Here is a 23,014-nt window from a genome sequence, read left to right on the forward strand (position 1 = left end):
GGCGGAATATTCCGTCTGGCGGAAAATACAAAAGGGCGGGTTGCCGCTCAGGTGTGATTCCCCGAACCAATTACCAGCGCGTAGGTCTGTGTCGCGATCTCCAATTCCTCGTCAGTAGGGACCACCGCCACCGCGACGCGGGCCCCCTCCGGCGAGATGAGCCGCGCCTCGTCGCCGCGCACGGCGTTGCGCTCGCCGTCCAACGCCAGGCCCAGCTCCTCCAGGCCCGCCAGGGCGGCCGCCCGCACGGGAGCCGCGTTCTCGCCGACACCGGCGGTGAAGGCGACCGCGTCCACCCGCCCGAGCACGGCGTAATAGGCGCCGATGTACTTCTTCAGGCGGTGAATGTAGATGTCGAACGCCAGCTCCGCCTGCTCGTCGCCCTCGTCGACGCGACGGCGGATCTCCCTCATGTCGTTGTCACCGCACAGACCGATCAGACCGCTCTTCTTGTTGAGAAGAGTGTCGATCTCGTCGGCGGACATTCCACCAACACGCATCAAATGGAAGATGACGGCCGGGTCCATGTCTCCGGAGCGCGTACCCATCACGAGCCCCTCCAAAGGCGTCAGTCCCATGGAGGTGTCCACGCAGCGTCCGCCCCGCACGGCCGAGGCGGACGCCCCGTTGCCCAGGTGCAGCACGATCACGTTCGTGTCGGCGGGGTCCTTGCCCAGCAGCTCCGCCGTGGCCCGGGAGACGTAGGCGTGGGAGGTGCCGTGGAAGCCGTAGCGCCGCACTCGGTGCTCGTCGGCGGTCTTCACGTCGATCGCGTAGCGGGCGGCCGACTCCGGCATGGTCGTGTGGAACGCGGTGTCGAAGACGGCGACCTGCGGCAGGTCGGGTCGCAGCACCTGGGCCGTGCGGATCCCGGTGAGGTTGGCCGGGTTGTGCAGCGGCGCCACCGGGATGAGCCGCTCGATCTCGGCGAGCACCGCGTCGTCGATCACGGTCGGCTCGGTGAAGGTCTTGCCGCCGTGCACCACCCGGTGCCCGATCGCGGCCAGTTCGGGCGAGTCCAGCCCGAGGCCGTCTTTGGCGAGCTCCTCGGCGACGGCCTTCAGGGCGGCGTCGTGGTCGGCGATCGCACCGCCGCGCTCCCGGCTCTCACCGCCCGCCGGGGTGTGCTTCAGACGGGAGGTCTGCTCGCCGATGCGCTCGACCAGGCCCACCGCAAGCCGGCTGCTGTCGCGCATGTCGAGCAGCTGGTACTTCACCGACGAGGAGCCGGAGTTGAGGACGAGGACACGGGTCGGGCTGCTCACTGGGCGGTCGCCTTCTCGCTCGGGGACGGGGCGGGGGTCTGGGCCTGGATCGCCGTGATGGCGACGGTGTTGACGATGTCCTGGACGAGGGCGCCCCGGGACAGGTCGTTGACCGGCTTGCGCAGACCCTGCAGCACCGGGCCGACGGCGATGGCGCCGGCCGAGCGCTGCACGGCCTTGTAGGTGTTGTTGCCGGTGTTCAGGTCGGGGAAGATCAGCACGCTCGCCTGCCCGGCGACCTCGGAGCCGGGCAGCTTGGTCGCCGCGACCGACGGCTCCACGGCGGCGTCGTACTGGATCGGGCCCTCGATCTTCAGGTCGGGCCGGCGCGCGCGGACCAGCTCGGTGGCCTCGCGCACCTTGTCGACGTCGGCGCCGGAGCCGGAGGTGCCGGTGGAGTACGACAGCATCGCGATGCGCGGCTCCACGCCGAACTGCTCGGCCGTGGTCGCCGACTGGATGGCGATGTCGGCGAGCTGCTGGGCGTTCGGGTCCGGGTTGACCGCGCAGTCGCCGTAGACCAGGACCTTGTCGGCCAGGCACATGAAGAACACGGACGAGACGATGTCGGCGTCCGGCTTCGTCTTTATGATCTCGAACGCCGGGCGGATGGTCGCGGCAGTGGAGTGCACCGAGCCCGACACCATGCCGTCGGCGAGGCCCTCCTGGACCATCAGCGTGCCGAAGTAGTTCACGTCCGAGACGACGTCGTAGGCGAGCTCCACGGTGACACCCCGGTGGGCGCGCAGGGCCGCGTACTGCTCGGCGAAGGCGTCACGCAGCTCGGAGGTCGCCGGGTCGATCAGCTGGGACTCGCCGAGGTCGATGCCGAGGTCGGCGGCCTTCTTGCGGATCTGGTCGACCGGCCCGAGCAGCGTCAGTTCGCACACGCCCCGGCGCAGCAGCACCTCGGCGGCGTGCAGCACCCGCTCCTCGGTGCCCTCGGGCAGGACGACCCGGCGCAGGTCGGAGCGGGCCTGCTCCAGCAGCTTGTGCTCGAACATCATCGGGGTGACGCGGTCGCTGCTCGGCGCCGAGACCCGGCGGGCGAGGTCGGCGGTGTCGGCGTACCGCTCGAACAGGCCGAGGGCCCGCTCCGCCTTGCGCGGCGTGGCCGCGTTCAGCTTGCCCTCCAGGGAGAACAGCTGCTCGGCGGTGGGGAAGCTGGTGCCCGCCACCGACAGCACCGGGGTGCCCGGGGCGAGACGGTCGGCGAGGGTGAGGATGTGGTCGCCGGGCACCTCGTCCAGGGTGAGCAGCACGCCGGCTATCGGCGGGGTGCCGGCGCTGTGCGCGGCGAGCGAGCCGACGACCAGGTCGGCGCGGTCGCCCGGGGTGACCACGAGACAGCCCGGGGTCAGGGCGCTCAGGAAGTTGGGGAGCATCGCGCCGCCGAAGACGAAGCCGAGCACGTCCCGGGCGAGCCCCGAGTCGTCGCCGAGCACCACCTTGGCGCCGAGGGCGTGGCCGATCTGCGAGACGGTCGGCGCGGACAGCGCGGGCTCGTCGGGCAGTACGTAACAGGGCACGGGCAGCCGCGAGCCGAGCTGCCCGGCGATCTCGTCACGGTCCTCGCGGGCCACCCGGTTGGTGACCATGGCCAGCACGTCACAGCCCAGGGTGTCGTAGGCGCGGTAGGCGTTGCGCGTCTCGGCGAGCACGGACTCGACGGTCTGCTTGCGGCCCCCGACGACCGGGATCACGGACGCGCCGAACTCGTTCGCCAGCCGGGCGTTGAGCGACAGCTCGTCCGGGAGCTGGGTGCCGGCGTAGTCGGTGCCGAGGACCAGCACGACGTCGTAGTCCCGGGCGACCAGGTGGAAACGGTCGACGAGGGTGGACACCAGCTCGTCGGTGCCGGCCTCGGCCTGGAGGGCGGACGCCTCGTGGTAGTCCATGCCGTAGACGGTCGCCGGGTCCTGGGTGAGCCGGTAGCGGGCGCGCAGCAGCTCGAAGAGGCGGTCGGGCCCGTCGTGGACCAGGGGGCGGAACACGCCGACCCGGTCGACCTGCCGGGTGAGGAGCTCCATGACCCCCAGTTCGACGACCTGGCGTCCGTCGCCGCGGTCGATGCCGGTCACGTACACGCTGCGGGTCACGCGCGCTCTCCGTTCGTCTCGGATGGGGGTATGCCTCTCGCCCCACTGCTATCCAGCCAGGGGCACAAAAATCGCCCACCGAGGTGAGCAGAACCCTCTTGACAATACCTCTGCCGCTGGATAAGGCGCCCGTCAGCGTAGGGGTGCCGCACCGGGCTGTGGAGCGTGAAACAATCGGCAGTGGCTCACCGGTGTCAACAGCGAGCAGGAGACACAGCACGATGCGTATCGGAGTTCTCACCGCAGGCGGCGACTGCCCCGGCCTGAACGCCGTGATCCGGTCGGTCGTGCACCGGGCGGTCGACAACTACGGCGACGAGGTCATCGGCTTCGAGGACGGCTACGCGGGCCTGCTCGACGGCCGCTACCGCAGCCTCGACCTGGAGTCCGTCAGCGGCATCCTGGCCCGCGGCGGCACCATCCTCGGCTCGTCCCGTCTGGAGCGCGACCGGCTGCGCGAGGCCTGCGAGAACGCCTCCGACATGATCCACCAGTTCGGCATCGACGCGCTGATCCCGATCGGCGGCGAGGGTACGCTGACGGCCGCCCGCATGCTGAGCGACGCGGGCCTGCCCGTCGTGGGCGTCCCGAAGACGATCGACAACGACATCTCCTCCACGGACCGCACCTTCGGCTTCGACACCGCGGTGGGTGTCGCCACGGAGGCGATGGACCGGCTGAAGACCACCGCCGAGTCCCACCAGCGGGTCATGGTGGTGGAGGTCATGGGCCGGCACGCCGGCTGGATCGCCCTGGAGTCCGGCATGGCGGCCGGTGCGCACGGGATCTGCCTGCCGGAGCGGCCGTTCGACCCGGCCGACCTCGTGAAGATGGTCGAGGAGCGCTTCTCCCGCGGCAAGAAGTTCGCGGTGGTCTGCGTCGCCGAGGGCGCCCACCCCGCCGAGGGCTCCATGGACTACAACAAGGGCGCCATAGACAAGTTCGGCCACGAGCGCTTCCAGGGCATCGGCACCGCCCTCGCGCACGAGCTGGAGCGGCGCCTCGGCAAGGAGGCCAAGCCGGTCATCCTCGGCCATGTCCAGCGCGGTGGTGTGCCGACCGCCTACGACCGGGTGCTCGCGACGCGGTTCGGCTGGCACGCGGTGGAGGCGGCGCACCAGGGCCGGTTCGGCCGGATGACCGCCCTGCGCGGGACGGACATCGTGATGGTCCCGCTCGCCGAGGCCGTGACCGAGCTGAAGACGGTACCGAAGGACCGGATGGACGAGGCCGAGTCGGTCTTCTAGAGGCCGGTCCTCCGGCCTGGCTCCGCGTCGGTGTCGTCCTGGAGCCGCGTCCAGAAGTGCTCCACGATCCGGTCGAGGAAGTCCTGGCCGGCGTCGCCCGCGTCGCCGCTGCCGCCGCCCCAGCTCAGGGTGGTGGCCATGTGGCCCTGGTAGTCCTCGTGCAGGCCCCGCAGGGCCTGCTCCAGGGACCGCCGGTCCAGGGGAACGAGTCTGGCCACCGGGCGGATGTAGGCCTGCCAGCGGGTGGTCGCGGCGCTGCGCAGCAGGTCGCCCAGTCTGGCGTTCCGGCCCGTGACGGTCATGAGGTCGGGCAGCCCGAGTCCGAGCAGATCGGCGAGGGCGGCGGCCTGGCGTTCCGTGCCGCGCCAGCTGTCGGTCTCCTCCATGTGGAGATACGCGTGTACCTCGTGCCCCACGGCCCGGGCCACGTCCTCCGGGGCGAGGCAGCGGGCGATGCGGTGTTCGCGCAGGGTGCGCGGTGTGCCGATCAGTTCGGCGGGTGAGCACCACAGCACGCCCGCGAGCGCGGTGAGTTCGGAGTCGGTCGGGGCGGCGGCCCCGCGTTCCCAGGCCATCACGTGGTCCGGGGTGATGTGGGGATGTCCGTACGAGACGCGCATGCCGTGGGCGACATGTTCGGGTGCCATGCCGAGGGCCGCGCGCAGCCGGCGGGCGGCGGGGGCGTTGAACGGCCGGGTGGTGGGGGCGGTCTGCGTCGGGGGAGAGGGGGACGGGCGGTTCTGTCGGGCTGAAGGTCGGCGCACGGCCCACAAGCTAGGACGGCCGCGAGGGGCTGACTACGGTCTGTTCGGCCAGGATCACGGATTGTACGAAGCTACGGCTACCGGCGGGTTCGACCGGGGCTGAAGATCGTCTGTCGGCGGGGGTGCGGGCGCGGCGAGGATGGCGCCGGGCCCGATGATCACGGGCCCGGAAAGGCAGTGACTCACGTGAACGGCAAGCTCAACGGGCATATTCGCGAGCGTCTTCTCGCGCCGAACTTCTGGCATCTCGCGACGGTGGGGGCGGACGGTGCGCCCCAGGTGTCGCCCATGTGGGCGGACATCGAAGGGGAGTACGTCATGGTCAACACCTCGGTGGGGCGGGTGAAGGAGGAGAACGTGCGGCGCAATCCGTACGTTTCGCTGTCGCACCACGACCCCGAGAACCCGTACGACCGGGCGGAGATCCGGGGCCGGGTCGTCCGGTTCGTGGAGGGCGAGGAGGCGGAGCGGGCGATGGACCGGCTGGCGCGGAAGTACCTCGGCGAGGACCGGTATCCGTGGCTGCTGCCGGGCGAGCGCCGGGTGATGCTGCTGATCGAGCCGACACGGGTACGGAGGCTGGACGGTGTCGAGCCGTTCCGGGCGGGCGTGCTGCCGGAGGGGACGGCGGACTGAAGCCTCACCCGCGGGCCGAGCTCTCACCCGTCGGCCGAACTCTCACCCGCGGGCGGTTGGTCATCGGAGCGCCCGGCGAGCAGGTCTCGCCGGGCGCTCCCGCGCGTGCGGCGAGCCGGCCCAGGTGTGACCGTCAGGCCCAAGCGTGATCGTCCGACCCATTGACCCCGACCGTTCACCCACTTAGCCTCCATCTCCATACGTGGACGTCATCTTCATACAGAGACGGCTCCGTAGGGATGCCTCACCAGGGATGCGACACCGGTTCAAAGGGGAACTGCCTTGCCTCTGCTCGTCGTCGGTCTCAGCGTCGTGATCCTGCTTCTGCTCATGACCAGGCTGAGACTGAACGGCTTCGCGGCCCTGCTGCTCGTGGCGGTGGGCGTGGCGCTGGTGCAGGGCATCCCCGTGGCGACCATCCCGGACGTCCTCTCCGAGGGCATCGGCGATCAGGTCGGCGACACGATGCTGACCATCGGGCTCGGCGCCATGGTCGGCCGCGTGATGGGGGATTCGGGCGCCGCCCAGCGCATAGCCGGCCGTCTCCTCGACGCCTTCGGCCCACGCTGGGTCCAGGTGGCCATGGTGGTCACGGCCATGCTGATCGGCGTGACCATGTTCTACGAGGTCGCGTTCATCATCATCGTGCCCATCGCGTTCACCCTGGTCAGGGTCACCGGGGCGAAGCTGCTGTGGATCGGCCTGCCGATGTCCGTCGCCCTGTCCACCATGCACAGCTTCCTGCCGCCGCACCCCGGGCCCACCGCCGTCGCCGCGACCTTCCACGCCTCCGCCGGACTGACCCTGTTCTACGGTCTGTTCGTCGCCGTCCCCGCCGGCGCGCTCGTCGCCCTCACCTGGCCCCGGCTTCCGTTCGTCGCGCGGCTGACACCGTCCATCCCCAAGGGCCTGGTCAGCGAACGCGAGTTCGGCGTCGAGGAGATGCCCGGGCTCGGCTGGTCGCTGTGCGTGGCGCTGTTCCCCGTGGTGCTGATCGTCGCCGCCGCGGTGACCGAGATGGCCACGTCGGGGGAGAGCCCCCTGCTGCACGCCGTCGCGTTCATCGGGTCGGCGCCGATCGCGCTGCTGCTGACGCTCTGTTTGGCCGTGTGGGCGTTCGGGCCGCGCATCGGGCGCAGCTTGAGCGACGTCGGGGCGTCCTGTACGTCGGCGGCCCAGGCGATGGCGATGATCCTGCTGGTGATCGGCGCGGGCGGGGCGTTCAAGAACGTCCTCGTCGAAGGCGGGATCTCCGACTACATCAAGGACACCACGGACGGCTGGTCCGTCTCCCCGATCGTCCTCGCCTGGCTCGTCGCCGTCGTCCTGCGCATCGCCCTCGGCTCGGCCACGGTCGCCGTGGTCACGGCCTCCGGGGTGGCCCTGCCACTGCTCGCGGGGAGCGGCATCCACCCGGAGGTGATGGTGCTGGCCGTCGCCTGTGGCTCCATCGCGTTCTCGCATGTGAACGACCCCGGGTTCTGGCTGTTCAAGGAGTACTTCAACCTGTCTGTCATCGAGGCGATCAAGGTCCGCACGTCCTACACGACGGTGCTCGCCGTGCTCGGGCTGGGCGGGGTGCTGGTGGTCGAGTGGGTGCTCGACGTTCTGAGTCAGTGAACCGGGTTTTCTAGAAAGGCGATCCATGAGCACAGGGAGCATCGGCCGGCAGCCGGTCGTCACGTCGTTCGCCGTCCATCCCGTCGCCGGACGGGACAGCATGGAGCTGAACCTCTCCGGCGCGCACGGGCCGTACTTCACCCGCAACGTCGTCGTGCTCACCGACTCCGAGGGACGGACCGGGCTGGGGGAGGTGCCCGGCGGCGAGAAGATCACGCGGACGCTGCGGGACGCGGAGTCCCTCGTCGTCGGGGCGAAGATCGGCGACTACAAGCGGGTGCTGCGCGAGATCGGTGAGCGGTTCGCCGACCGGGACGCGGGCGGCCGGGGTGCGCAGACGTTCGACCTGCGGACCACGGTGCACACGGTCACCGCGGTCGAGTCGGCGCTGCTCGACCTGCTGGGGCAGCACCTCGACGTGCCGGTGGCGGCGCTGCTGGGGGACGGGCAGCAGCGGGACTCGGTGCGGGTGCTGGGCTATCTGTTCTACGTGGGCGACCCGGACCGGACCGATCTGGAGTACGTGCGGGAGCCCGGCTCCTCGGTGGAGTGGTACCGGGTGCGGCACGAGGAGGCGCTGTCGGCGGAGGCGATCGTGCGGCAGGCCGAAGCGGCGTACGACCTGTACGGGTTCCAGGACTTCAAGCTCAAGGGGGGTGTACACGAGGGGAGCGAGGAGGTCGCGGCGGTGCGGGCGCTGAAGCGGCGCTTTCCCGAGGCCCGGGTCACTCTCGACCCGAACGGGGCGTGGTCGCTGCGGGAGGCCGTCGAGTTGTGCCGGCCGCTGGTGGGGACGCTCGCCTACGCCGAGGATCCGTGCGGGGCGGAGGGCGGATACTCGGGGCGGGAGGTGCTCGCGGAGTTCCGGCGGGCCACGGGGCTGCCGACCGCGACGAACATGATCGCCACGGACTGGCGACAGCTGGCCCACGCCCTGGCTCTTCAGTCGGTGTCCATCCCGCTGGCCGATCCGCACTTCTGGACGATGCAGGGGTCGGTGCGGGTGGCGCAGCTGTGCCACGAGATGGGGCTGACATGGGGGTGCCACTCCAACAACCACTTCGACATCTCGCTGGCGATGGTGACCCACTGCGGGGCGGCGGCGCCGGGGGAGTACAACGCGCTCGACACGCACTGGATCTGGCAGGAGGGGCTGGAGCGGCTGACCGTCCGGCCGCCGCGGATCGTGGACGGGGAGATCGCCGTGCCGGCCGGGCCGGGGCTGGGCGTCGAGCTCGACATGGACCGGCTGCTGGCGGCGCACGAGCTGTACCGGGAGAAGGCGCTGGGGGCCCGGGACGATGCGGCGGGCATGGAGTACCTGGTCCCGGGCTGGCGGTTCGACCCGAAGCGGCCGTGTCTGGTGCGGTAGTCGCCCCGGACGGCGGCGCCGAGCGGGCGGTTCCCGAGGCGGAAGGGGTGCACGGGGTTCGGTGGCCGATGAACGGTCACTGGCCCGTGACCCAGCGGTACTGCAGCTCCGGCCGTCCCACCGTGCCGTACTGCGGGCGGCGTGCGGCGCGGCCCGCGTCGACCAGATGCTCCAGGTAACGGCGGGCCGTGATGCGGGAGATGCCCACGGTCTCGGCGACTCCGGCGGCCGTCAGGCCCTCCGCGCTGTCGCGCAGGGTCACCGTCACCCGCTCCAGCGTCGGCGCGCTCAGCCCCTTGGGCAGCGCGGCCGGGCCCGGCGCGCGCAAGGCGGCGAGCGCCCGGTCCACCTCGTCCTGGCCGCTCGCCTCGCCGACCGCCGCGTGGAACTCGGCGTAGCGTACGAGGCGGTCGCGCAGGGTCGCGAAGGTGAACGGCTTCAGGACGTACTGCACGACTCCGAGGGAGACGCCCTCGCGTACGACGGCCAGGTCGCGGGCCGACGTCACCGCTATCACGTCCGCGTGGTGGCCGGCCGCCCTGAGGGACCGGGCCAGGTGCAGTCCGTGCCCGTCCGGCAGGTGCAGGTCGAGCAGGAGGAGGTCCACCGGGGTGCGCTCCAGGGCCCGGCGGGCCTCCGCGCCCGAGTGCGCCTTGCCCACCGCCACGAACCCGGGCACCCGCCCGACGTACAGGACGTGCGCGTCGGCGGCGACCGGGTCGTCCTCCACCACGAGGACGCGGATGGCCTTCTCGTTGCTCGTCATGCGTCGCCTCCAGCGCCTCTGGCCACCGAGGCGGCCCCGGAGGGCACGGCGTCCGCCGGCGTCCCCGGCTCCCGCAGCGGCAGCCGCACCTCGAACTCCGCCCCGCCCCCGTCGGCCTCCGCGACCGTCAGGGAGCCCTCGTGCCGCTGGGCCGCCTGACGGACGAGCGCCAGCCCGAGGCCCCGCCCGCCGGGGCCCGCCGGCTTCGTCGAGAAGCCACGCTGGAAGACCGCCTCCGCGTGCTCGGGGTCCACGCCCGGCCCCGTGTCCGAGACCCGCAGCACCAGCTCCGGGACGTCGCCGGAGCCGCGGGTGTACGCCGCCACCGTCACCCGGGCCCGTGCGCTGCCCTGCGCCGCGTCCACGGCGTTGTCGATCAGGTTGCCCAGGATCGTCACCAGGTCCCGCGCCGGCAGGGACTCGGGCAGCAGGCCGTCGTCCAGGCTGCTGTCCTCCGACACCATCAGCTCCACGCCCCGCTCGTTCGCCTGGGCCGTCTTGCCCAGCAGCAGCGCCGCCAGTACCGGCTCGCTCACCGCCGCCACGACCTGGTCGGTCAGTGCCTGTGCCAGCTCCAGCTCGGCCGTCGCGAACTCCACCGCTTCCGCCGCCCGGCCCAGCTCGATCAGCGAGACCACCGTGTGCAGCCGGTTCGCCGCCTCGTGCGCCTGCGAGCGCAGCGCCTGTGTGAAGCCCCGCTCCGAGTCCAACTCGCCCATCAGCGACTGGAGTTCGGTGACATCGCGCAGGGTGACGACGGTACCGCGCCGCTCACCGCCGGACACCGGCGAGGTGTTGATCACCAGGACCCGGGACGCCGTGAGATGCACCTCGTCCACCCGCGGCTCCGACGCCAGCAGGGCACCCGTCAGCGGGGCCGGCAGCCCCAGCTCCGCCACCGACCTGCCCACCACGTCCCCGGCCACGCCGAGCAACTCCCGACCTCCGTCGTTGATCAGCGCCACACGGTACTGCCCGTCCAGCATCAGCAGCCCCTCGCGCACGGCGTGCAGGGCGGCCTGATGGTAGTCGTGCATCCGGCTCAGCTCGGCGGCGTTCATGCCGTGGGTGTGGCGGCGCAGCCGGGCGTTGATGACGTACGTGCCGACCGCGCCCAGCACCAGCGCGCCGGCCGCGACGCCGAGCAGGGCCGTCAGCTGGTCCTGGACCCGCTGGGTGATCTGCTCGACCCGGATCCCCGCGCTGACCATGCCGACGACCCTGCCGCCGTCCTGGATCGGGGTGACCGCGCGGACCGACGGGCCGAGCGTGCCCGTGTAGGTCTCGGTGAAGGTCTCGCCCTTCAGGGCCCGCTCGGTGTGCCCCTGGAAGGTCTGGCCGATCTGCCGGGGGTCCGGGTGCGTCCAGCGGATGCCCCGCGGGTCCATGATCGTGATGAAGTCGACCTCGGTGTCCCGCATCACCTTCAGCGCGTACGGCTGGAGCTCGGCCGTCGGGTCGGGGGTGCGGGTCGCCGCCAGCACCGACGGGGAGTCCGCGACGGACCGCGCCACCGCCCTGGCCTGGCGGGTCGCGGCCTCTTCCGCCTGGCTGCGGTCGCTGACGTAGGAGAACAGCGCGTATCCGGCCACGACGACCGCTATCAGAACGGCCTGCATGGCGAAGAGCTGGCCCGCCAGACTGCGGGGGCCGGGGACGGTGAAGCGCATGTCGTCAGTCTGCCTCGTGGCTGATTGTGAACTAAATGAACGGAAGGGTGACCGCGCTCACAGAGCAGGACATAGTCACGGCATTCCCCATAACGCATCTCCGGGAGCTCCCCGCTCCCTTTTCCCCCGGACGTGAGCCGCACGCCGGTGATGCCGACGACGTCGTCAAGGAGGGCCGCCGTGACCAGCGCAGCCGATACGGCACCTGCCGCACCCAAGGCCAAGAGGGACCGCACGCACTATCTCTACATCGCGGTGATCATCGCGGTCGCCGCCGGTATCGCGGTGGGCCTGGCCGCGCCGGACTTCGCTGTCGGGCTGAAGCCCATCGGCACCGGCTTCGTGGCCCTGATCAAGATGATGATCTCGCCGATCATCTTCTGCACGATCGTGCTGGGCATCGGCTCGGTGCGCAAGGCCGCCAAGGTCGGTGCCGTCGGCGGCATCGCCCTCAGCTACTTCATGGTGATGTCGCTGGTGGCGCTGGGCATCGGCCTGGTCGTCGGCAACATCCTGGAGCCGGGCACCGGCCTCGCGGTGACCGACGCGATCAAGGACGCCGGCCACGCCCAGGTCGACGCCGAGGCCAAGGACACCACCGAGTTCCTGCTCGGCATCATCCCGACCACGATCGTCTCGGCGTTCACCAACGAGTCGGTCCTGCAGACCCTGCTGATCGCGCTCCTCGCGGGCTTCGCCCTCCAGGGCATGGGGTCGGCCGGCCAGCCCATCCTGCGCGGCATCGAGCACATCCAGCGGCTCGTCTTCCGCATCCTCGCGATGGTCATGTGGGCCGCCCCGATCGGTGCCTTCGGCGCCATCGCCGCCGTCACCGGCTCCGCCGGACTGGACGCGCTCAAGAGCCTCGCCGTGCTGATGCTCGGCTTCTACGTCACCTGTTTCCTGTTCGTCTTCATCGTGCTCGGCGCCCTGCTGCGCGTCATCTCCGGCCTGAACATCTTCACGCTGTTCAAGTACCTGGGCCGGGAGTTCCTGCTGATCCTGTCCACGTCGTCCTCCGAGTCCGCGCTGCCGCGGCTCATCGCGAAGATGGAGCACCTGGGCGTCAGCAAGCCGGTGGTCGGCATCACCGTCCCGACCGGCTACTCGTTCAACCTCGACGGCACCATGATCTACATGACCATGGCCTCGCTGTTCATCGCCGACGCCATGGGCACGCCGATGTCGCTCGGCGAGCAGATCCCGCTGCTGCTCTTCCTGCTGGTCGCCTCCAAGGGCGCCGCCGGTGTCACCGGCGCGGGTCTGGCCACGCTGGCCGGTGGTCTGCAGTCGCACAAGCCGGCCCTGGTGGACGGCATCGGCCTCATCGTCGGCATCGACCGCTTCATGAGCGAGGCCCGCGCCCTGACCAACTTCGCCGGCAACGCCGTCGCCACGGTGCTGATCGGCACCTGGACCAAGGAGATCGACAAGGACCGCGTGAACCAGGTCCTCGCCGGTCAGCTGCCCTTCGACGAGAAGACGCTGCTGGACGACGGCCACGGCGGCCCGGCCGACGACCACGTCGAGGCCGAGGTGCCCGAGCAGGGCGGCGAGAAGGAGCTGGCGAAGGCCTGACGGCCGCGCCGCCCCCGCAGAATCCGGGCGGCTGGGTGTCCCCCCGTCGCTCAGCCGCCCGGTCCACACAGCGGGAAGTCCAAGCGTCACATCGAGAAGTTCACGCGTTCAGCTTCGCCACCAGTTCGGTGGCCTCAGAGGCGGGCACGCCCGCCGCGGTCAGTACGGTGACCGCGGCGCAGCGGCCCGCCTCTCGCGCTTCCAGCAGTCCGTCGTTCACGGCCTCCATCACGGCGAACAGCATCTGCTCGTGCACATACGCCAGGGCCGGAGCCGGCAGCGGCGAGCTGAAGACCTTCTGGTCCAGCCCTTGCCGCAGCAGCTCGATGCTCGCTTCCCGGACCGGGGCGAGCCGCTCCCGGATGCCCTGCATGGTGACCGTGCGCTGGGCGAGGGCGACCAGCAGCCGGTAGCGGTCGGCGATCGCCCACACCGCCAGCACCGAGCGCGCCACCGCCTCCGCCGGTTCCCGCACGTCCGCGCGGCCCGCTGCGTGCGCGGCCGACAGCGCCTCCACGGCCTCGTCGACGAGTGTGCTGATCAGCGCCTCGCGGCTCGGGAAGTGCCCGTACACCGTCCGCCGTACGACGCCCGCGGCCCGTGCGATCTGGTCCATGGACGCGTCGGGGTCACGCAGCAGCTCGGCGAGGGCGACGTCGAGGATGCGCCGGCGGTTGGCGTCGGCGCGGCTGGTTCCCGTGGTCATGGAGGCCATTGTGCCCCTTCCCTCATGAAGTTGCACAGTGCTGTGCAACGGCGTAGATTGCACAGCGTTGTGTAAATGCACACCCATGTGCAACTACGAGCTGGGAAGGCGACCCCTGCCATGCGACTCGTCATGAACGAACCGGCCGAGAGGATGGACCGCCCCTACCCGCGCCGCTGGTGGGCGCTCCTCGTGCTCTGCCTCAGCCTGCTGATCATCGTGATGGCCAACACCGCCCTCACCGTCGCCGCGCCCGCCATGACCGAGGACCTCGGCCTGTCCAGCGCCGACCTGCAGTGGGTGATCGACGGCTACACCGTCCCGTACGCCGCGCTGATGCTGCTGCTCGGCGCGATCGGCGACAAGTACAGCCGCCGGGGCGCGCTCGTCCTCGGCCTGGTCGTGTTCGCGGGCGGCTCCGTCTTCGGCTACCTCGCCGACAGCTCCACGACGGTCATCGCCGCCCGGGCCGTGATGGGCGCGGGCGCGGCGATGATCATGCCCGCCACGCTGTCGCTGCTCGCCGCGACCTTCCCGCGCGCCGAACGCGCCAAGGCCATCACCCTGTGGACCGCCACGGCCGGACTCGCCATCGCGGCCGGACCGCTGGTCGCCGGGGCGCTGCTGGAGGACCACGGCTGGTCGTCGACGTTCCTCATCAACGTCCCCGTCGCCGTCCTGGCCCTCGTCGGCGCCTTCGTCCTCGTACCGCCGTCCCAGGCCGCTGACCGCGGTCGCATCGACTACGGGGGCGGGCTGCTGTCGGTGGTGTGGATCGCCGCGCTGGTCTACATGATCATCGAGGGTCCGCACTTCGGCTGGGGCGTGAAGGCGGTCACGGCGGCGGTCGTCGCAGGAGCCGGGCTCGTAGCCTTCGTCCTGTGGGAGCTGCGCCACCCGCGCCCGCTGCTCGACGTCCGCCGCTTCACGAACCGCGGCTTCGCCGGCTCCAACCTCGCCGTCGCCCTGTTCTTCCTGGCGGTCTTCGGCGCGTTCTACTACCTGACGCAGCACCTCCAGTTCGTCCTCGGCTACGACGCCCTGGACACGGGCCTGCGCATGCTGCCGCTGGCGGGTGCCGTGTTCGTCGGGGCGGCCCTCACCGGTCTGCTCACCCCCCGGGTCGGCATGAAGTGGACCGTCACGGCCGGCATGGTCGGCGGCACGGCGGCCCTGGCCCTGCTCACCCAGGTCGACTCCGGCGCGTCGTACGGCGACTTCGTCGCGCCGCTGATCGTCCTCGGTCTGTCGATCGGGCTCGCGCTGTCGCCCTGCACGGACGCGATCATGGGGGCGTTCCCGGAATCCAAGCTGGGCGTCGGCGGCGCGGTGAACGACACGTCGCTGGAGCTCGGCGGTTCGCTGGGCATCGCAATCCTCGGCTCGCTGCTGGCGACCTCGTACTCCGGCCACCTCTCGGACGCGACGGCCGGCAGCAAGCTCCCCGCGTCCTCCCTCGCCACGGCCCAGGACTCCGTCGGGGCCGGGTACGCCGTCGCCCGGGGCATCGGCGACAAGGCCCGGCAGCTCGCCGAGCAGGCCGCGCACACGAGCGACCCCCAGCAGGCCGAGCGACTCCGGGCGCAGGCCGAACAACTCGGCGGCGGGGCCAGGCAGATGGCCGACGCGGTCGGATCCTCCTTCTCCGACGCGGTCGCCCACACCAGCCTGATCGGGGCCGTGATCCTGGGCGTCGGCACGGTGGTGGTGGCGCTGCTGCTGCCCGGCAAGGAGAAGACGGCGGCCGAGCCCGTCGAGGAGAACAGGGAACTGGAGTCGTCCGGGACCCGCTAGGGCCGGTTGCGGGAGTGGCGCCTCCGCCGATGGGCGGCAGGCGCCACGCACGCGCCCGGGGTCCCCCTAGGCGCGCACCGGCTCCGCCGTCCCGTTCAGCCGGGCCAGCTCCTCCGCGGTGAGCAGCAGGTCCGCCGCGGCCGCCGAGTCCCTGATCGTCCGTGGCCGGCTCGCTCCCGGGATTGGGAGAACCGCCGGGGACCGGGACAGCAGCCAGGCCAGGGCGATCTGCTGGGGGCTGACACCGCGCTCCGCCGCCACCGCGTGGAACGCCGCGAAGCGCTGCTCCCCCTCCGTGCGCGACGGCCCGTCCAGGGAGCTGCGGGCCAGGCCGCCCAGCGGGCTCCACGGCAGGAAGGCGAGCCCCAGTTTCCCGCACAGCCGCAGCTCCGGCTCACTGTCCCGGACGGCCGGGGAGTACCGGTTCTGCACCGACACCAGCCGGTCTCCGAGGATCCCGCGGGCCGTGCGGATCTGGTCGGCGTCCGCGTTGGACACACCGGCCAGCCGGATCGTGCCCGCGTCGAGCAGCTCGCGCAGCGCGCCGACCGATTCCTCGAAGGGCACGGCGGGGTCCGGCTTGTGCAGCTGGTAGAGGCCGATCGCCTCCACCCCGAGCCGCTTGCGCGACGCCTCGGCGGCGGCCTTGAGGTGGCGAGGCGAGCCGTTCACCGTCCAGTCACCGCCCACCGGCCGGCCGCGTCCGCCCTTCGTCGCCACCAGGACGCCGGAGGTGTCGCCGCCGTACGAGGCCAGCGCCCGGGCCACCAGACGTTCGTTGTGCCCGGGCTCCGCGCCCGGCAGATGGTACGAGTCGGCCGTGTCCAGGAGGGTCACGCCCGCGTCGAGCGCGGCGTGCACGGTGGCCAGGGCACGCTCCTCGTCCGGCCGGCCCTCGATGGACAGCGGCATCGCGCCGAGCCCGACCGCGCTCACCCGCAGTCCGCCAAGTGCCCTGTACCGCATGTCAGTCGCCCTTCCCGAGCGTCTCCGCGACGGCCCGCGGCAGCCACTGCCGGGCCTCGCCGAAGGTGAAGCCGAGCCGGGTGGCCCGGGTGTTGTCCATGCCGTAGGAGCGGCGGAAGGAGAACGGCGAGACCTCACCGACCTCCACGGCCCGGAACTCGACCCGGCCGCCGGGCACATGAGCGGCCACCGCCGCGCACAGCTCCTCGGTGCTCAGCGCCCCGCGGGAGGCGGCGTTCACCGGCCCGGTGAAGTCCTCGCCCGCCGTCCAGGCCAGGAACCGGGCGATCTCCTCGACGTACGCGTAGGTGGCGGGCCGGTTCACCGCCGGCACGGCGATCGGCTCGCCGGTGCGTATCCGCTCGGCGTAGTGGGCCAGCCGGCCCGTGAAGTCGTCGGCCCCGCCCAGCACATGGGCGACCCGCACCACCGTGGACGCGAACTCCGGTCCGGCCGAGAGGACCGCCTCGGCCTGCCGTTTGCCCTCCCCGTAATGGGCCTCCAGAAATGCCGGGTCGTCCCAGGGCAGGCCCAGGTCGACGGTGACGGTGGACGGATCGACGGCCTCCTCACGCACGGGGGCGGGGGAGTCCTCGTACTCGTACACCTCGACCGTCGACGTCATCACGTAGCGGCGCGTACGGCCGGTGAAGACACGGCGGGCGATCGCGGCCTGGCGCGGGGTGTAGCAGACCTGGTCGACGACGACGTCGAAGACACGGGAGCCGAGCGCGTCGGTCAGCGACCGTTCGTCGTCCCGGTCGGCGCGCAGGTGCTCCACCCCGGCGGGCGGCGGGGAGGACCCGCGGTTGAGCACGGTGACGCGGTGGCCTTCGGCGAGCAGCCGTGCGATCAGCCGCTTTCCGACGTACCGGTTGCCGCCGATGACCAGGACGTCCAGAACCTTTTCCATGGCCATAATTCTCCCGGCGTACATCCACGCTCTGAAGGGGGAACCATGGGAGTTCAGGCCGCCGCGCCGAAAGAACCACGGCAGTTGCGGACCGCCGCCGACGAAACATCGGTGGCCTTCGACGCGCTGGACCGGCAGATCCTGCAGCTGCTCCAGACCGACGGCCGGATCAAGCTCAGCGAGCTGGGCCGCCGGGTCAGGCTGAGCCCCGCGGCCGTCACCGAGCGGGTGCGGCGGCTGGAGGCGGCGGGCGTGATCAGCGGCTACGGCGCCCACGTCGTGCCGTCCCGGCTCGGCTACGGCATCCAGGCGTTCATCCGCGTCAACCCGCACGGCGGCTACAACCTCAAGCACCCCAGGACCCTGGAACTGATCGAGAGGCCCGAGATCACCGAGGTGCACCACGTGGTGGGGGAGGACTGCTGGATCCTCAAGGTCGCGGTGCGGGACACCGTCCACCTGGAGGAGGTCCTGGAGGCCGTGTCCGCACTCGGCCGCACCACGACCTCGATCGTGCTGACCTCCCCGGTGGAGCGGAAACCGCTGTTGCCTTGACGCCGGGGTCAAGGATTACGTTCGAGCACATGCGAATCGGCGAGCTGGCCGCACGGGCCGGGACCACGACGCGGACGCTGCGGTACTACGAGTCGCGAGGGCTGCTGCCCGCGCGGCGCAGCGGATGGGGGTCCCCCCTGCTCGAGCGAAGCCGAGAGCTTGGGGGAGGGTATCGGTCCTATGACGAGAGCGACCTGCGGCTGCTGCGGCAGATCAGGACGCTCCAGGACTTCGGGTTCGACCTGGAGGAGACGCGGCCCTTCGTGGAGTGCCTGCGCGCCGGGCATCCTGAGGGCGACTCCTGCCCGGCGTCGCTCGCGGTCTACCGGCGCAAGCTGGGCGAACTCGACGCGCTGATCGGCCAGCTGAGCACCGTGAGGGAGACGGTCTCCCGGCAGCTGGCCCGGGCCGAGCTGGCCGCCGAGGCGGAGGTTCCGGGCGGTCCGGAGCCCGTGTGCGAACTGGGAGGGGATCCATGGTGACCGGAGTGACCGGAGTGACCGATGTGACCGACGCGGATTCCGAGGTGAAGGTGCTCGGCGCGGAACTCCCGGTGCTCGTGGAGTTCACCGCCGGCTGGTGCCCGCCCTGCCGCCAGATGGGCCCGGTGCTCAAGGCCCTCGCCGCCGAGGAGGGCGACCGGCTGAAGGTGGTGCAGCTCGATGTCGACTCCAACCCGGCGACGACCAACGCCTACAAGGTGCTCTCCGTGCCGACGTTCATGGTGTTCCGCGGCGGCGAGCCCGTGAAGGCGATGGTGGGGGCGCGGGCCAAGCGGAAGCTGCTGGAGGAGCTCGCGGACGTGATCTAGGCGACCCGCCCGGACAACAAGAAATCCCCCGAGCAATTGCGCTCGGGGGATTTCCTTGCGTATATTTGTCTGTTCGTGACTTCAAGTCTATTGCAGTCACGGAAGTTTCAGTGAGCACAGTATATCCGGGCGGGAGCGGAATTGTCAAACACCGAATTTCCGGACGATGAATTGCGACAGGAACAGGAATTCATCGACGGGTTGTACGCGCGTGTCGACGCGCTGCGCGGCGACGCCGAGACCTCCGTCACGGACGCGCTCGCGCAGGGCAACACCCCCATGCAGGCCAGACTGGAGCGGGACATCCTCGTCGCCGAGCGCTCCGGGCTGCTCGCCGCGCTGAACGCGGTGGACGGCTCCCTGTGCTTCGGCCGGATCGACCTCACCTCGGGCGTCACCCACCGCATCGGCCGCATCGGCCTGCGCACCGACGACGCCGAACGCACCCCGGTCCTCATCGACTGGCGCGCCGATGTCGCACGCCCCTTCTACCTGGCCACCGGCCACACCCCGATGGGCCTCAGGCGCCGGCGGCACATCGCGACCGACGGCCGCCGGGTCACCCATCTGCACGACGAGATCCTCGACCTCGGCGACGAGACCCGCACCGGCCACGAGGACCCGACGGGCGACGCCGTACTGCTCGCCGCCCTCAACTCCGCGCGCACCGGCCGCATGGGCGACATCGTGCAGACCATCCAGGCCGACCAGGACCGCATCATCCGCGCTCCGCACCGCGGCGTCATGGTGGTGGAGGGCGGCCCGGGCACCGGCAAGACGGCCGTCGCCCTGCACCGCGCCGCCTACCTGCTCTACGAGCACCGGGAGCTGCTCGCCAAGCGGGCCGTGCTGATCGTCGGGCCCAACCCGGCGTTCCTCGGCTACATCGGCGAGGTGCTGCCCTCCCTGGGCGAGACGGGCGTGCTCCTCGCGACCGTCGGCGAGCTGTTCCCCGGCGTCAAGGCGACCGCGGCCGACACGCCCGAGGCCGCCGCCGTGAAGGGCCGGGCCGGCATGGCCGACGTGCTCGCCGAGGTCGTGCGCAGCCGGCAGGCGCTGCCCGACCCGGTGATCGCCATCGAGCACGACCGTGAGGTCCTCATGCTCGACGACGGCCTGGTCAACGTCGCCCGCGAGCGCACCCGTGCCGCCAAGCTGCCGCACAACGCCGCCCGCGAGCACTTCGAGGGCCACATCCTCAACGCCCTCACCGACCTGTACGCCGAGCGGATCGGCACCGACCCCTTCGACGGGTCCAGCCTGCTCGACCCCAGCGACATCACCCAGATCCGCGACGACCTCGCCGAGAACCCCGAGGTCTGGTCGGCCGTCGACCAATTGTGGCCGCTGCTGACCCCGCAGCGGCTCGTCGCGGACTTCCTCGCCGCGCCGGACGAATTCCTGCCCGCCGGTGACGCCGACGCCGTACGCCGCCCGGTGACCCGGCGCTGGACGGTCGCGGACGTGCCGCTGCTCGACGAGGCCGCCGAACTCCTCGGCGACGACGACCGGCTCGCCCGCGACCGCGCCGAGCGCGAGCGGCAGCGGCAGATCGCCTACGCGCAGGGCGTGCTCGACGTGTCCTACGCGTCCCGGACCTACGAGTTCGAGGACAAGGAGGAGGACGACCCCGAGAGCTCGGAGGTGCTGTCCGCGCACGACATCATCGACGCCGAGCGGTTCGCCGAGCGGCACGAGGAGGACGACCACCGCAGTGCCGCAGAGCGCGCCGCCGCCGACCGCACCTGGGCGTTCGGGCACATCATCGTCGACGAGGCGCAGGAGCTGTCGCCGATGGCGTGGCGGCTGCTGATGCGGCGCAGCCCGACCCGCTCGATGACCCTGGTCGGCGACCCGGCCCAGACGTCGGAGGCGGCCGGGGTCGGCTCCTGGTCGGGCATCCTCTCCCCGTACGTCGAGGACCGCTGGGAGCACACCCGGCTGGGCGTCAACTACCGCACCCCGGCCGAGATCATGGACGTCGCGGCGGCCGTGGTGCGCGCCGAGCAGCCGGGGTTCGAACCGCCCAGCTCGGTCCGCTCCACGGGCGTGCGCCCCTGGGCCCGCGCCACCGACGACCTCCCGGGCGCGGTGGCCAAGGCGGTCGGGGAACTCACCCCCGCCGAGGGCCGGCTCGCGGTGATCGCCCCGCGCGACCTCCACCGCTCCCTGGCTGCCCGGCTGGACGGCGTCACGGCGGGCGCCGAACCCGACCTCACCCAGGCGGTCGTCCTGCTCGACCCGCGCCAGGCCAAGGGCCTGGAGTTCGACTCCGTCCTCGTGGTCGAGCCCGGCCGCTACGGCACCAGCGACCTGTACGTGGCCCTGACCCGGGCCACCCAGAGGCTGGGCGTGCTGCACACCGGGGAGCTGCCGACGCCCCTGGCGGACGCGTTCGGGTAGCGGAGCGGCCCCGTACCCGCCCGGGTGCGGGGCCCGCCTACCGCAGGAGCGACCTCGGATCCCGCAAGGCGTGCCACAGCCCGGCCGCGAGCGGTACGACGGTCAGGGCGAAGAAGACCCAGAACAGGAACTCGGCCCCGGGCGCGAGCTCGTAGACGGTGCCGTCCTCCCAAAGGCAGTAGGCGCGCGGCGGGAACGGGGTGGAGACCCCCGTCACCTTCCCGCTCCCGATGACGCCCTCCTCGTACGGCTCTCTGGGGCAGGGTGCGGTCTCCGGGAACAGCACGGGATCGTCCGCCGCCATGATGAACAACCAGGTGGCCGCGGTGAGTGGCACCGCCCAGAAGACCGACGTCTTCACCCACAGAGGCAGCAGCGGATGCGCCAGCAACCCCCGCAGCGCGACCCACGCGACCACGAGCCCGACGAACACCGGGAGCAGCGTCATGACGCGGTGGCGGCCTTCCGGGCCCGCAGTTCGATCGCGTAGCCAACGCCGATGAAGAGCAGGGCGGCTGCCAGGGCCCGGGCCGGGATCGAGTCCGCCCCGTCACCGAACGCGTGCTCCGACGCCGGCACACCGAAGAAGCCCAGGGAGTACACGGCCGCCGCCGCCCACCCGGCCGTCGCCCCTGCGCGGCACATCAAGTGGGCCTGCCATGGCTCGGGCCGCCCGGGCAACGCCAACGCGACGACACCGAGCCCGGCGATGGGCGCGCCGACGGCACAGGCCACCGAGACCGGACGCATCAGCACGGCGGGACCTGCGAGGTGAGCACGGAGGCTTCCATGCCACCACCCCACCAGGGCCCCACCGTGCGGGCAGTGGTGGAGGCCACTCCTCCGGTCACAGCCGTGTCACAGGAGGAAGGTCTCACCCCGGCTTGTCCGCGGTCGGGTCGCCGGGCGGCTCGGGCAGCCAGTCGCGCGCCGGATCGTACTCCAGCCATCGGTTCCGCCCTGCCTGCGTGGCGAAGGCGGTGGTGAGGGTGTCCAGCCCCGGGTGCCCGCTGCCCGTGCGCCACAGCAGCGACCAGGCGTAGAGCGGTGTGGGGTCGACCAGCGGGACGCTACGCAGGCCGGGCACGTCCGGCAGGGGGACGTCGGCGGGCAGCAGCGAGAACCGTCGCGGGTCGTCCACCACCTCGGCGAGGAAGTGGGCGAGGCCCAGGTTGAGGGTCGTGGTCGTGGTGGGGATGCCGAAGCGGTGGGCGAACCGGTGGAGGAAGTCGAGCCGGTCCAGAGCGCCCGGCGCCCACAGCACACTGCCGCCCAGTTGCTGTGGCCGTAGCGCGGGTTCGGCCGCGAGCGGATGGTCCGCGCTGAGCACGGCGTCCACCGGCTCCAGGCGGACCAGACGGTGGGCCAGCCCGCCGTGCAGGGGTGGGTGGACCCGGCCGAAGGCCGCGTCGATGTCGCCCCGCAGCAGGGACGCCGTCACCGACGGCAGATCGCGTCCGTGCCCCAGCGTCAGTTCCCCGGCATGCCCGGCGGCCCGGGCCACCGTCCGCATCGGCGCGTAGAGATGCCCCCAGACGTCGAGCCGCAGAGGGCGGTCCGGTCCGACCGCGGCCGCAACCGCCGACTCGGCCGCGGCCAGGGCCTGACGGGCCGGCGCGAGGAAACGCCGCCCCGCTTCCGTGAGGCCGACCGCCTTGCCTCCGCGCTCGAACAACTCGGTGCCGAGGAGAGATTCGAGCCGCGCGATCCGCTTGGACAGCGCCTGCTGGGAGAGGCCGAGCGTGCCGGCCGCCCGCCCGAAGTGCAGTTCCTCGGCGGCGCGCACGAAGGTCCGCACCTGCGCCATGTCGAGATCCATGGCCTCCCACCCTAGGCGACAACCGAACGT

At 71.6% G+C, this 23,014-nt stretch carries 21 protein-coding genes; 10 read left to right on the forward strand and 11 right to left on the reverse strand.

The features are described 5' to 3' along the window. Positions 1-47 precede the first annotated feature (47 nt). A complete protein-coding gene (locus ACFY5B_RS35615) occupies positions 48-1,265 on the reverse strand; it encodes an acetate kinase (RefSeq protein ID WP_389978053.1) in 1,218 nt (405 codons plus the stop codon). Further along, positions 1,262-3,364 carry a phosphate acetyltransferase gene (pta, locus tag ACFY5B_RS35620; protein WP_389978056.1) on the reverse strand — a complete coding sequence of 701 codons (2,103 nt, stop codon included), beginning with the start codon at positions 3,362-3,364 and terminating at the stop codon, positions 1,262-1,264. Before pta ends, ACFY5B_RS35615 begins: the two co-directional genes overlap by 4 nt. Before the next feature lie 221 nt (positions 3,365-3,585). On the opposite strand from pta, the gene ACFY5B_RS35625 reads away from it, so the two are divergent. Further along, positions 3,586-4,611 carry an ATP-dependent 6-phosphofructokinase gene (locus ACFY5B_RS35625; protein ID WP_053670536.1) on the forward strand — a complete coding sequence of 342 codons (1,026 nt, stop codon included), beginning with the start codon at positions 3,586-3,588 and terminating at the stop codon, positions 4,609-4,611. On the opposite strand, the gene ACFY5B_RS35630 is transcribed toward ACFY5B_RS35625, so the two are convergent. Then, entirely contained in the window at positions 4,608-5,375 is a 768-nt protein-coding gene (locus ACFY5B_RS35630; protein WP_389978059.1) for a helix-turn-helix domain-containing protein, read from the reverse strand. The two genes, ACFY5B_RS35625 and ACFY5B_RS35630, sit on opposite strands and share 4 nt — an antisense overlap. Before the next feature lie 177 nt (positions 5,376-5,552). On the opposite strand from ACFY5B_RS35630, the gene ACFY5B_RS35635 reads away from it, so the two are divergent. The 3 genes from ACFY5B_RS35635 (at position 5,553) to ACFY5B_RS35645 (ending at position 9,003) form a co-directional block, all read left to right on the forward strand. Beyond that, a complete protein-coding gene (locus ACFY5B_RS35635; protein ID WP_389978062.1) occupies positions 5,553-6,011 on the forward strand; it encodes a PPOX class F420-dependent oxidoreductase in 459 nt (152 codons plus the stop codon). 282 nt (positions 6,012-6,293) lie between these two features. Next, complete coding sequence (locus tag ACFY5B_RS35640) at positions 6,294-7,631, forward strand: gluconate:H+ symporter (RefSeq protein ID WP_389978065.1); 1,338 nt, start codon at positions 6,294-6,296, stop codon at positions 7,629-7,631. Between the two features lie 25 nt (positions 7,632-7,656). Beyond that, entirely contained in the window at positions 7,657-9,003 is a 1,347-nt protein-coding gene (locus ACFY5B_RS35645) for an enolase C-terminal domain-like protein (RefSeq protein WP_389978068.1), read from the forward strand. A 76-nt stretch (positions 9,004-9,079) separates the two neighbouring features. Here ACFY5B_RS35645 and ACFY5B_RS35650 read toward each other — a convergent pair whose 3' ends face one another. Then, positions 9,080-9,769 carry a response regulator gene (locus tag ACFY5B_RS35650; protein ID WP_389978071.1) on the reverse strand — a complete coding sequence of 230 codons (690 nt, stop codon included), beginning with the start codon at positions 9,767-9,769 and terminating at the stop codon, positions 9,080-9,082. Continuing rightward, positions 9,766-11,439: an ATP-binding protein gene (locus ACFY5B_RS35655; protein WP_389978074.1), complete on the reverse strand. Its 1,674-nt coding sequence runs from the start codon at positions 11,437-11,439 to the stop codon at positions 9,766-9,768. The genes ACFY5B_RS35650 and ACFY5B_RS35655 overlap by 4 nt, the downstream gene beginning before the upstream one ends. Before the next feature lie 180 nt (positions 11,440-11,619). Here ACFY5B_RS35655 and ACFY5B_RS35660 point away from each other — a divergent pair, with 180 nt between their 5' ends. Next, on the forward strand, positions 11,620-13,017 hold the full coding sequence (locus ACFY5B_RS35660; RefSeq protein ID WP_389978077.1) for a cation:dicarboxylate symporter family transporter: 1,398 nt from the start codon (positions 11,620-11,622) through the stop codon (positions 13,015-13,017). A gap of 100 nt (positions 13,018-13,117) precedes the next feature. Here the strand turns inward: ACFY5B_RS35660 and ACFY5B_RS35665 are convergent, their stop codons facing one another. Next, positions 13,118-13,732 carry a TetR/AcrR family transcriptional regulator gene (locus ACFY5B_RS35665; protein WP_389978080.1) on the reverse strand — a complete coding sequence of 205 codons (615 nt, stop codon included), beginning with the start codon at positions 13,730-13,732 and terminating at the stop codon, positions 13,118-13,120. A 111-nt stretch (positions 13,733-13,843) separates the two neighbouring features. Here ACFY5B_RS35665 and ACFY5B_RS35670 point away from each other — a divergent pair, with 111 nt between their 5' ends. Next, positions 13,844-15,517 (forward strand): DHA2 family efflux MFS transporter permease subunit, encoded by a 1,674-nt coding sequence (locus ACFY5B_RS35670; RefSeq protein ID WP_389978083.1) that lies wholly within the window; start codon positions 13,844-13,846, stop codon positions 15,515-15,517. A 66-nt stretch (positions 15,518-15,583) separates the two neighbouring features. On the opposite strand, the gene ACFY5B_RS35675 is transcribed toward ACFY5B_RS35670, so the two are convergent. Both ACFY5B_RS35675 and ACFY5B_RS35680 read right to left on the reverse strand, forming a co-directional pair. Beyond that, positions 15,584-16,483 carry an aldo/keto reductase gene (locus tag ACFY5B_RS35675; RefSeq protein WP_389978086.1) on the reverse strand — a complete coding sequence of 300 codons (900 nt, stop codon included), beginning with the start codon at positions 16,481-16,483 and terminating at the stop codon, positions 15,584-15,586. A gap of 1 nt (position 16,484) precedes the next feature. Continuing rightward, positions 16,485-17,396 carry an NAD-dependent epimerase/dehydratase family protein gene (locus tag ACFY5B_RS35680; RefSeq protein ID WP_389978089.1) on the reverse strand — a complete coding sequence of 304 codons (912 nt, stop codon included), beginning with the start codon at positions 17,394-17,396 and terminating at the stop codon, positions 16,485-16,487. Positions 17,397-17,441: 45 nt separating this feature from the next. Here ACFY5B_RS35680 and ACFY5B_RS35685 point away from each other — a divergent pair, with 45 nt between their 5' ends. From ACFY5B_RS35685 to ACFY5B_RS35700, 4 genes are all read left to right on the forward strand, one after another. Further along, positions 17,442-17,951 (forward strand): Lrp/AsnC family transcriptional regulator, encoded by a 510-nt coding sequence (locus tag ACFY5B_RS35685; RefSeq protein WP_389978092.1) that lies wholly within the window; start codon positions 17,442-17,444, stop codon positions 17,949-17,951. Positions 17,952-17,980: 29 nt separating this feature from the next. Then, positions 17,981-18,433 carry a MerR family transcriptional regulator gene (locus tag ACFY5B_RS35690; RefSeq protein ID WP_389978095.1) on the forward strand — a complete coding sequence of 151 codons (453 nt, stop codon included), beginning with the start codon at positions 17,981-17,983 and terminating at the stop codon, positions 18,431-18,433. Next, a complete protein-coding gene (locus tag ACFY5B_RS35695) occupies positions 18,427-18,762 on the forward strand; it encodes a thioredoxin family protein (RefSeq protein ID WP_389978098.1) in 336 nt (111 codons plus the stop codon). The genes ACFY5B_RS35690 and ACFY5B_RS35695 overlap by 7 nt, the downstream gene beginning before the upstream one ends. 171 nt (positions 18,763-18,933) lie before the next feature. Continuing rightward, on the forward strand, positions 18,934-21,165 hold the full coding sequence (locus tag ACFY5B_RS35700) for a HelD family protein (protein WP_389978101.1): 2,232 nt from the start codon (positions 18,934-18,936) through the stop codon (positions 21,163-21,165). A 37-nt stretch (positions 21,166-21,202) separates the two neighbouring features. On the opposite strand, the gene ACFY5B_RS35705 is transcribed toward ACFY5B_RS35700, so the two are convergent. The 3 genes from ACFY5B_RS35705 to ACFY5B_RS35715 all read right to left on the reverse strand — a co-directional run bounded on the left by ACFY5B_RS35705 (position 21,203) and on the right by ACFY5B_RS35715 (position 22,984). After that, a complete protein-coding gene (locus tag ACFY5B_RS35705) occupies positions 21,203-21,613 on the reverse strand; it encodes a hypothetical protein (protein ID WP_389978104.1) in 411 nt (136 codons plus the stop codon). After that, positions 21,610-21,915: a hypothetical protein gene (locus ACFY5B_RS35710; protein WP_389978140.1), complete on the reverse strand. Its 306-nt coding sequence runs from the start codon at positions 21,913-21,915 to the stop codon at positions 21,610-21,612. Before ACFY5B_RS35710 ends, ACFY5B_RS35705 begins: the two co-directional genes overlap by 4 nt. A 124-nt stretch (positions 21,916-22,039) precedes the next feature. After that, positions 22,040-22,984, reverse strand: a complete 945-nt coding sequence (locus ACFY5B_RS35715; protein WP_389978107.1) for a LysR family transcriptional regulator — start codon at positions 22,982-22,984, stop codon at positions 22,040-22,042. Positions 22,985-23,014: the final 30 nt, after the last annotated feature.

Origin of the sequence: Streptomyces sp. NPDC013187 (assembly GCF_042899705.1) — a bacterium.
Taxonomy (GTDB): Bacteria; Actinomycetota; Actinomycetes; order Streptomycetales; family Streptomycetaceae; genus Streptomyces; species Streptomyces hawaiiensis_A.

What these genes read in the sequence shown, in the direction of transcription:
- ACFY5B_RS35715 (WP_389978107.1), bottom strand. Translation starts at nt 22,984, where the DNA reads ATGGATCTCGACATGGCGCAGGTGCGGACCTTCGTGCGCGCCGCCGAG.
- ACFY5B_RS35675 (WP_389978086.1), bottom strand. Translation starts at nt 16,483, where the DNA reads ATGCGGTACAGGGCACTTGGCGGACTGCGGGTGAGCGCGGTCGGGCTC.
- ACFY5B_RS35625 (WP_053670536.1), top strand. Translation starts at nt 3,586, where the DNA reads ATGCGTATCGGAGTTCTCACCGCAGGCGGCGACTGCCCCGGCCTGAAC.
- ACFY5B_RS35710 (WP_389978140.1), bottom strand. Translation starts at nt 21,915, where the DNA reads ATGCGTCCGGTCTCGGTGGCCTGTGCCGTCGGCGCGCCCATCGCCGGG.
- ACFY5B_RS35695 (WP_389978098.1), top strand. Translation starts at nt 18,427, where the DNA reads ATGGTGACCGGAGTGACCGGAGTGACCGATGTGACCGACGCGGATTCC.
- ACFY5B_RS35665 (WP_389978080.1), bottom strand. Translation starts at nt 13,732, where the DNA reads ATGGCCTCCATGACCACGGGAACCAGCCGCGCCGACGCCAACCGCCGG.
- ACFY5B_RS35680 (WP_389978089.1), bottom strand. Translation starts at nt 17,396, where the DNA reads ATGGAAAAGGTTCTGGACGTCCTGGTCATCGGCGGCAACCGGTACGTC.
- ACFY5B_RS35690 (WP_389978095.1), top strand. Translation starts at nt 17,981, where the DNA reads ATGCGAATCGGCGAGCTGGCCGCACGGGCCGGGACCACGACGCGGACG.
- ACFY5B_RS35650 (WP_389978071.1), bottom strand. Translation starts at nt 9,769, where the DNA reads ATGACGAGCAACGAGAAGGCCATCCGCGTCCTCGTGGTGGAGGACGAC.
- ACFY5B_RS35655 (WP_389978074.1), bottom strand. Translation starts at nt 11,439, where the DNA reads ATGCGCTTCACCGTCCCCGGCCCCCGCAGTCTGGCGGGCCAGCTCTTC.
- ACFY5B_RS35705 (WP_389978104.1), bottom strand. Translation starts at nt 21,613, where the DNA reads ATGACGCTGCTCCCGGTGTTCGTCGGGCTCGTGGTCGCGTGGGTCGCG.
- ACFY5B_RS35670 (WP_389978083.1), top strand. Translation starts at nt 13,844, where the DNA reads ATGCGACTCGTCATGAACGAACCGGCCGAGAGGATGGACCGCCCCTAC.
- ACFY5B_RS35685 (WP_389978092.1), top strand. Translation starts at nt 17,442, where the DNA reads ATGGGAGTTCAGGCCGCCGCGCCGAAAGAACCACGGCAGTTGCGGACC.
- ACFY5B_RS35645 (WP_389978068.1), top strand. Translation starts at nt 7,657, where the DNA reads ATGAGCACAGGGAGCATCGGCCGGCAGCCGGTCGTCACGTCGTTCGCC.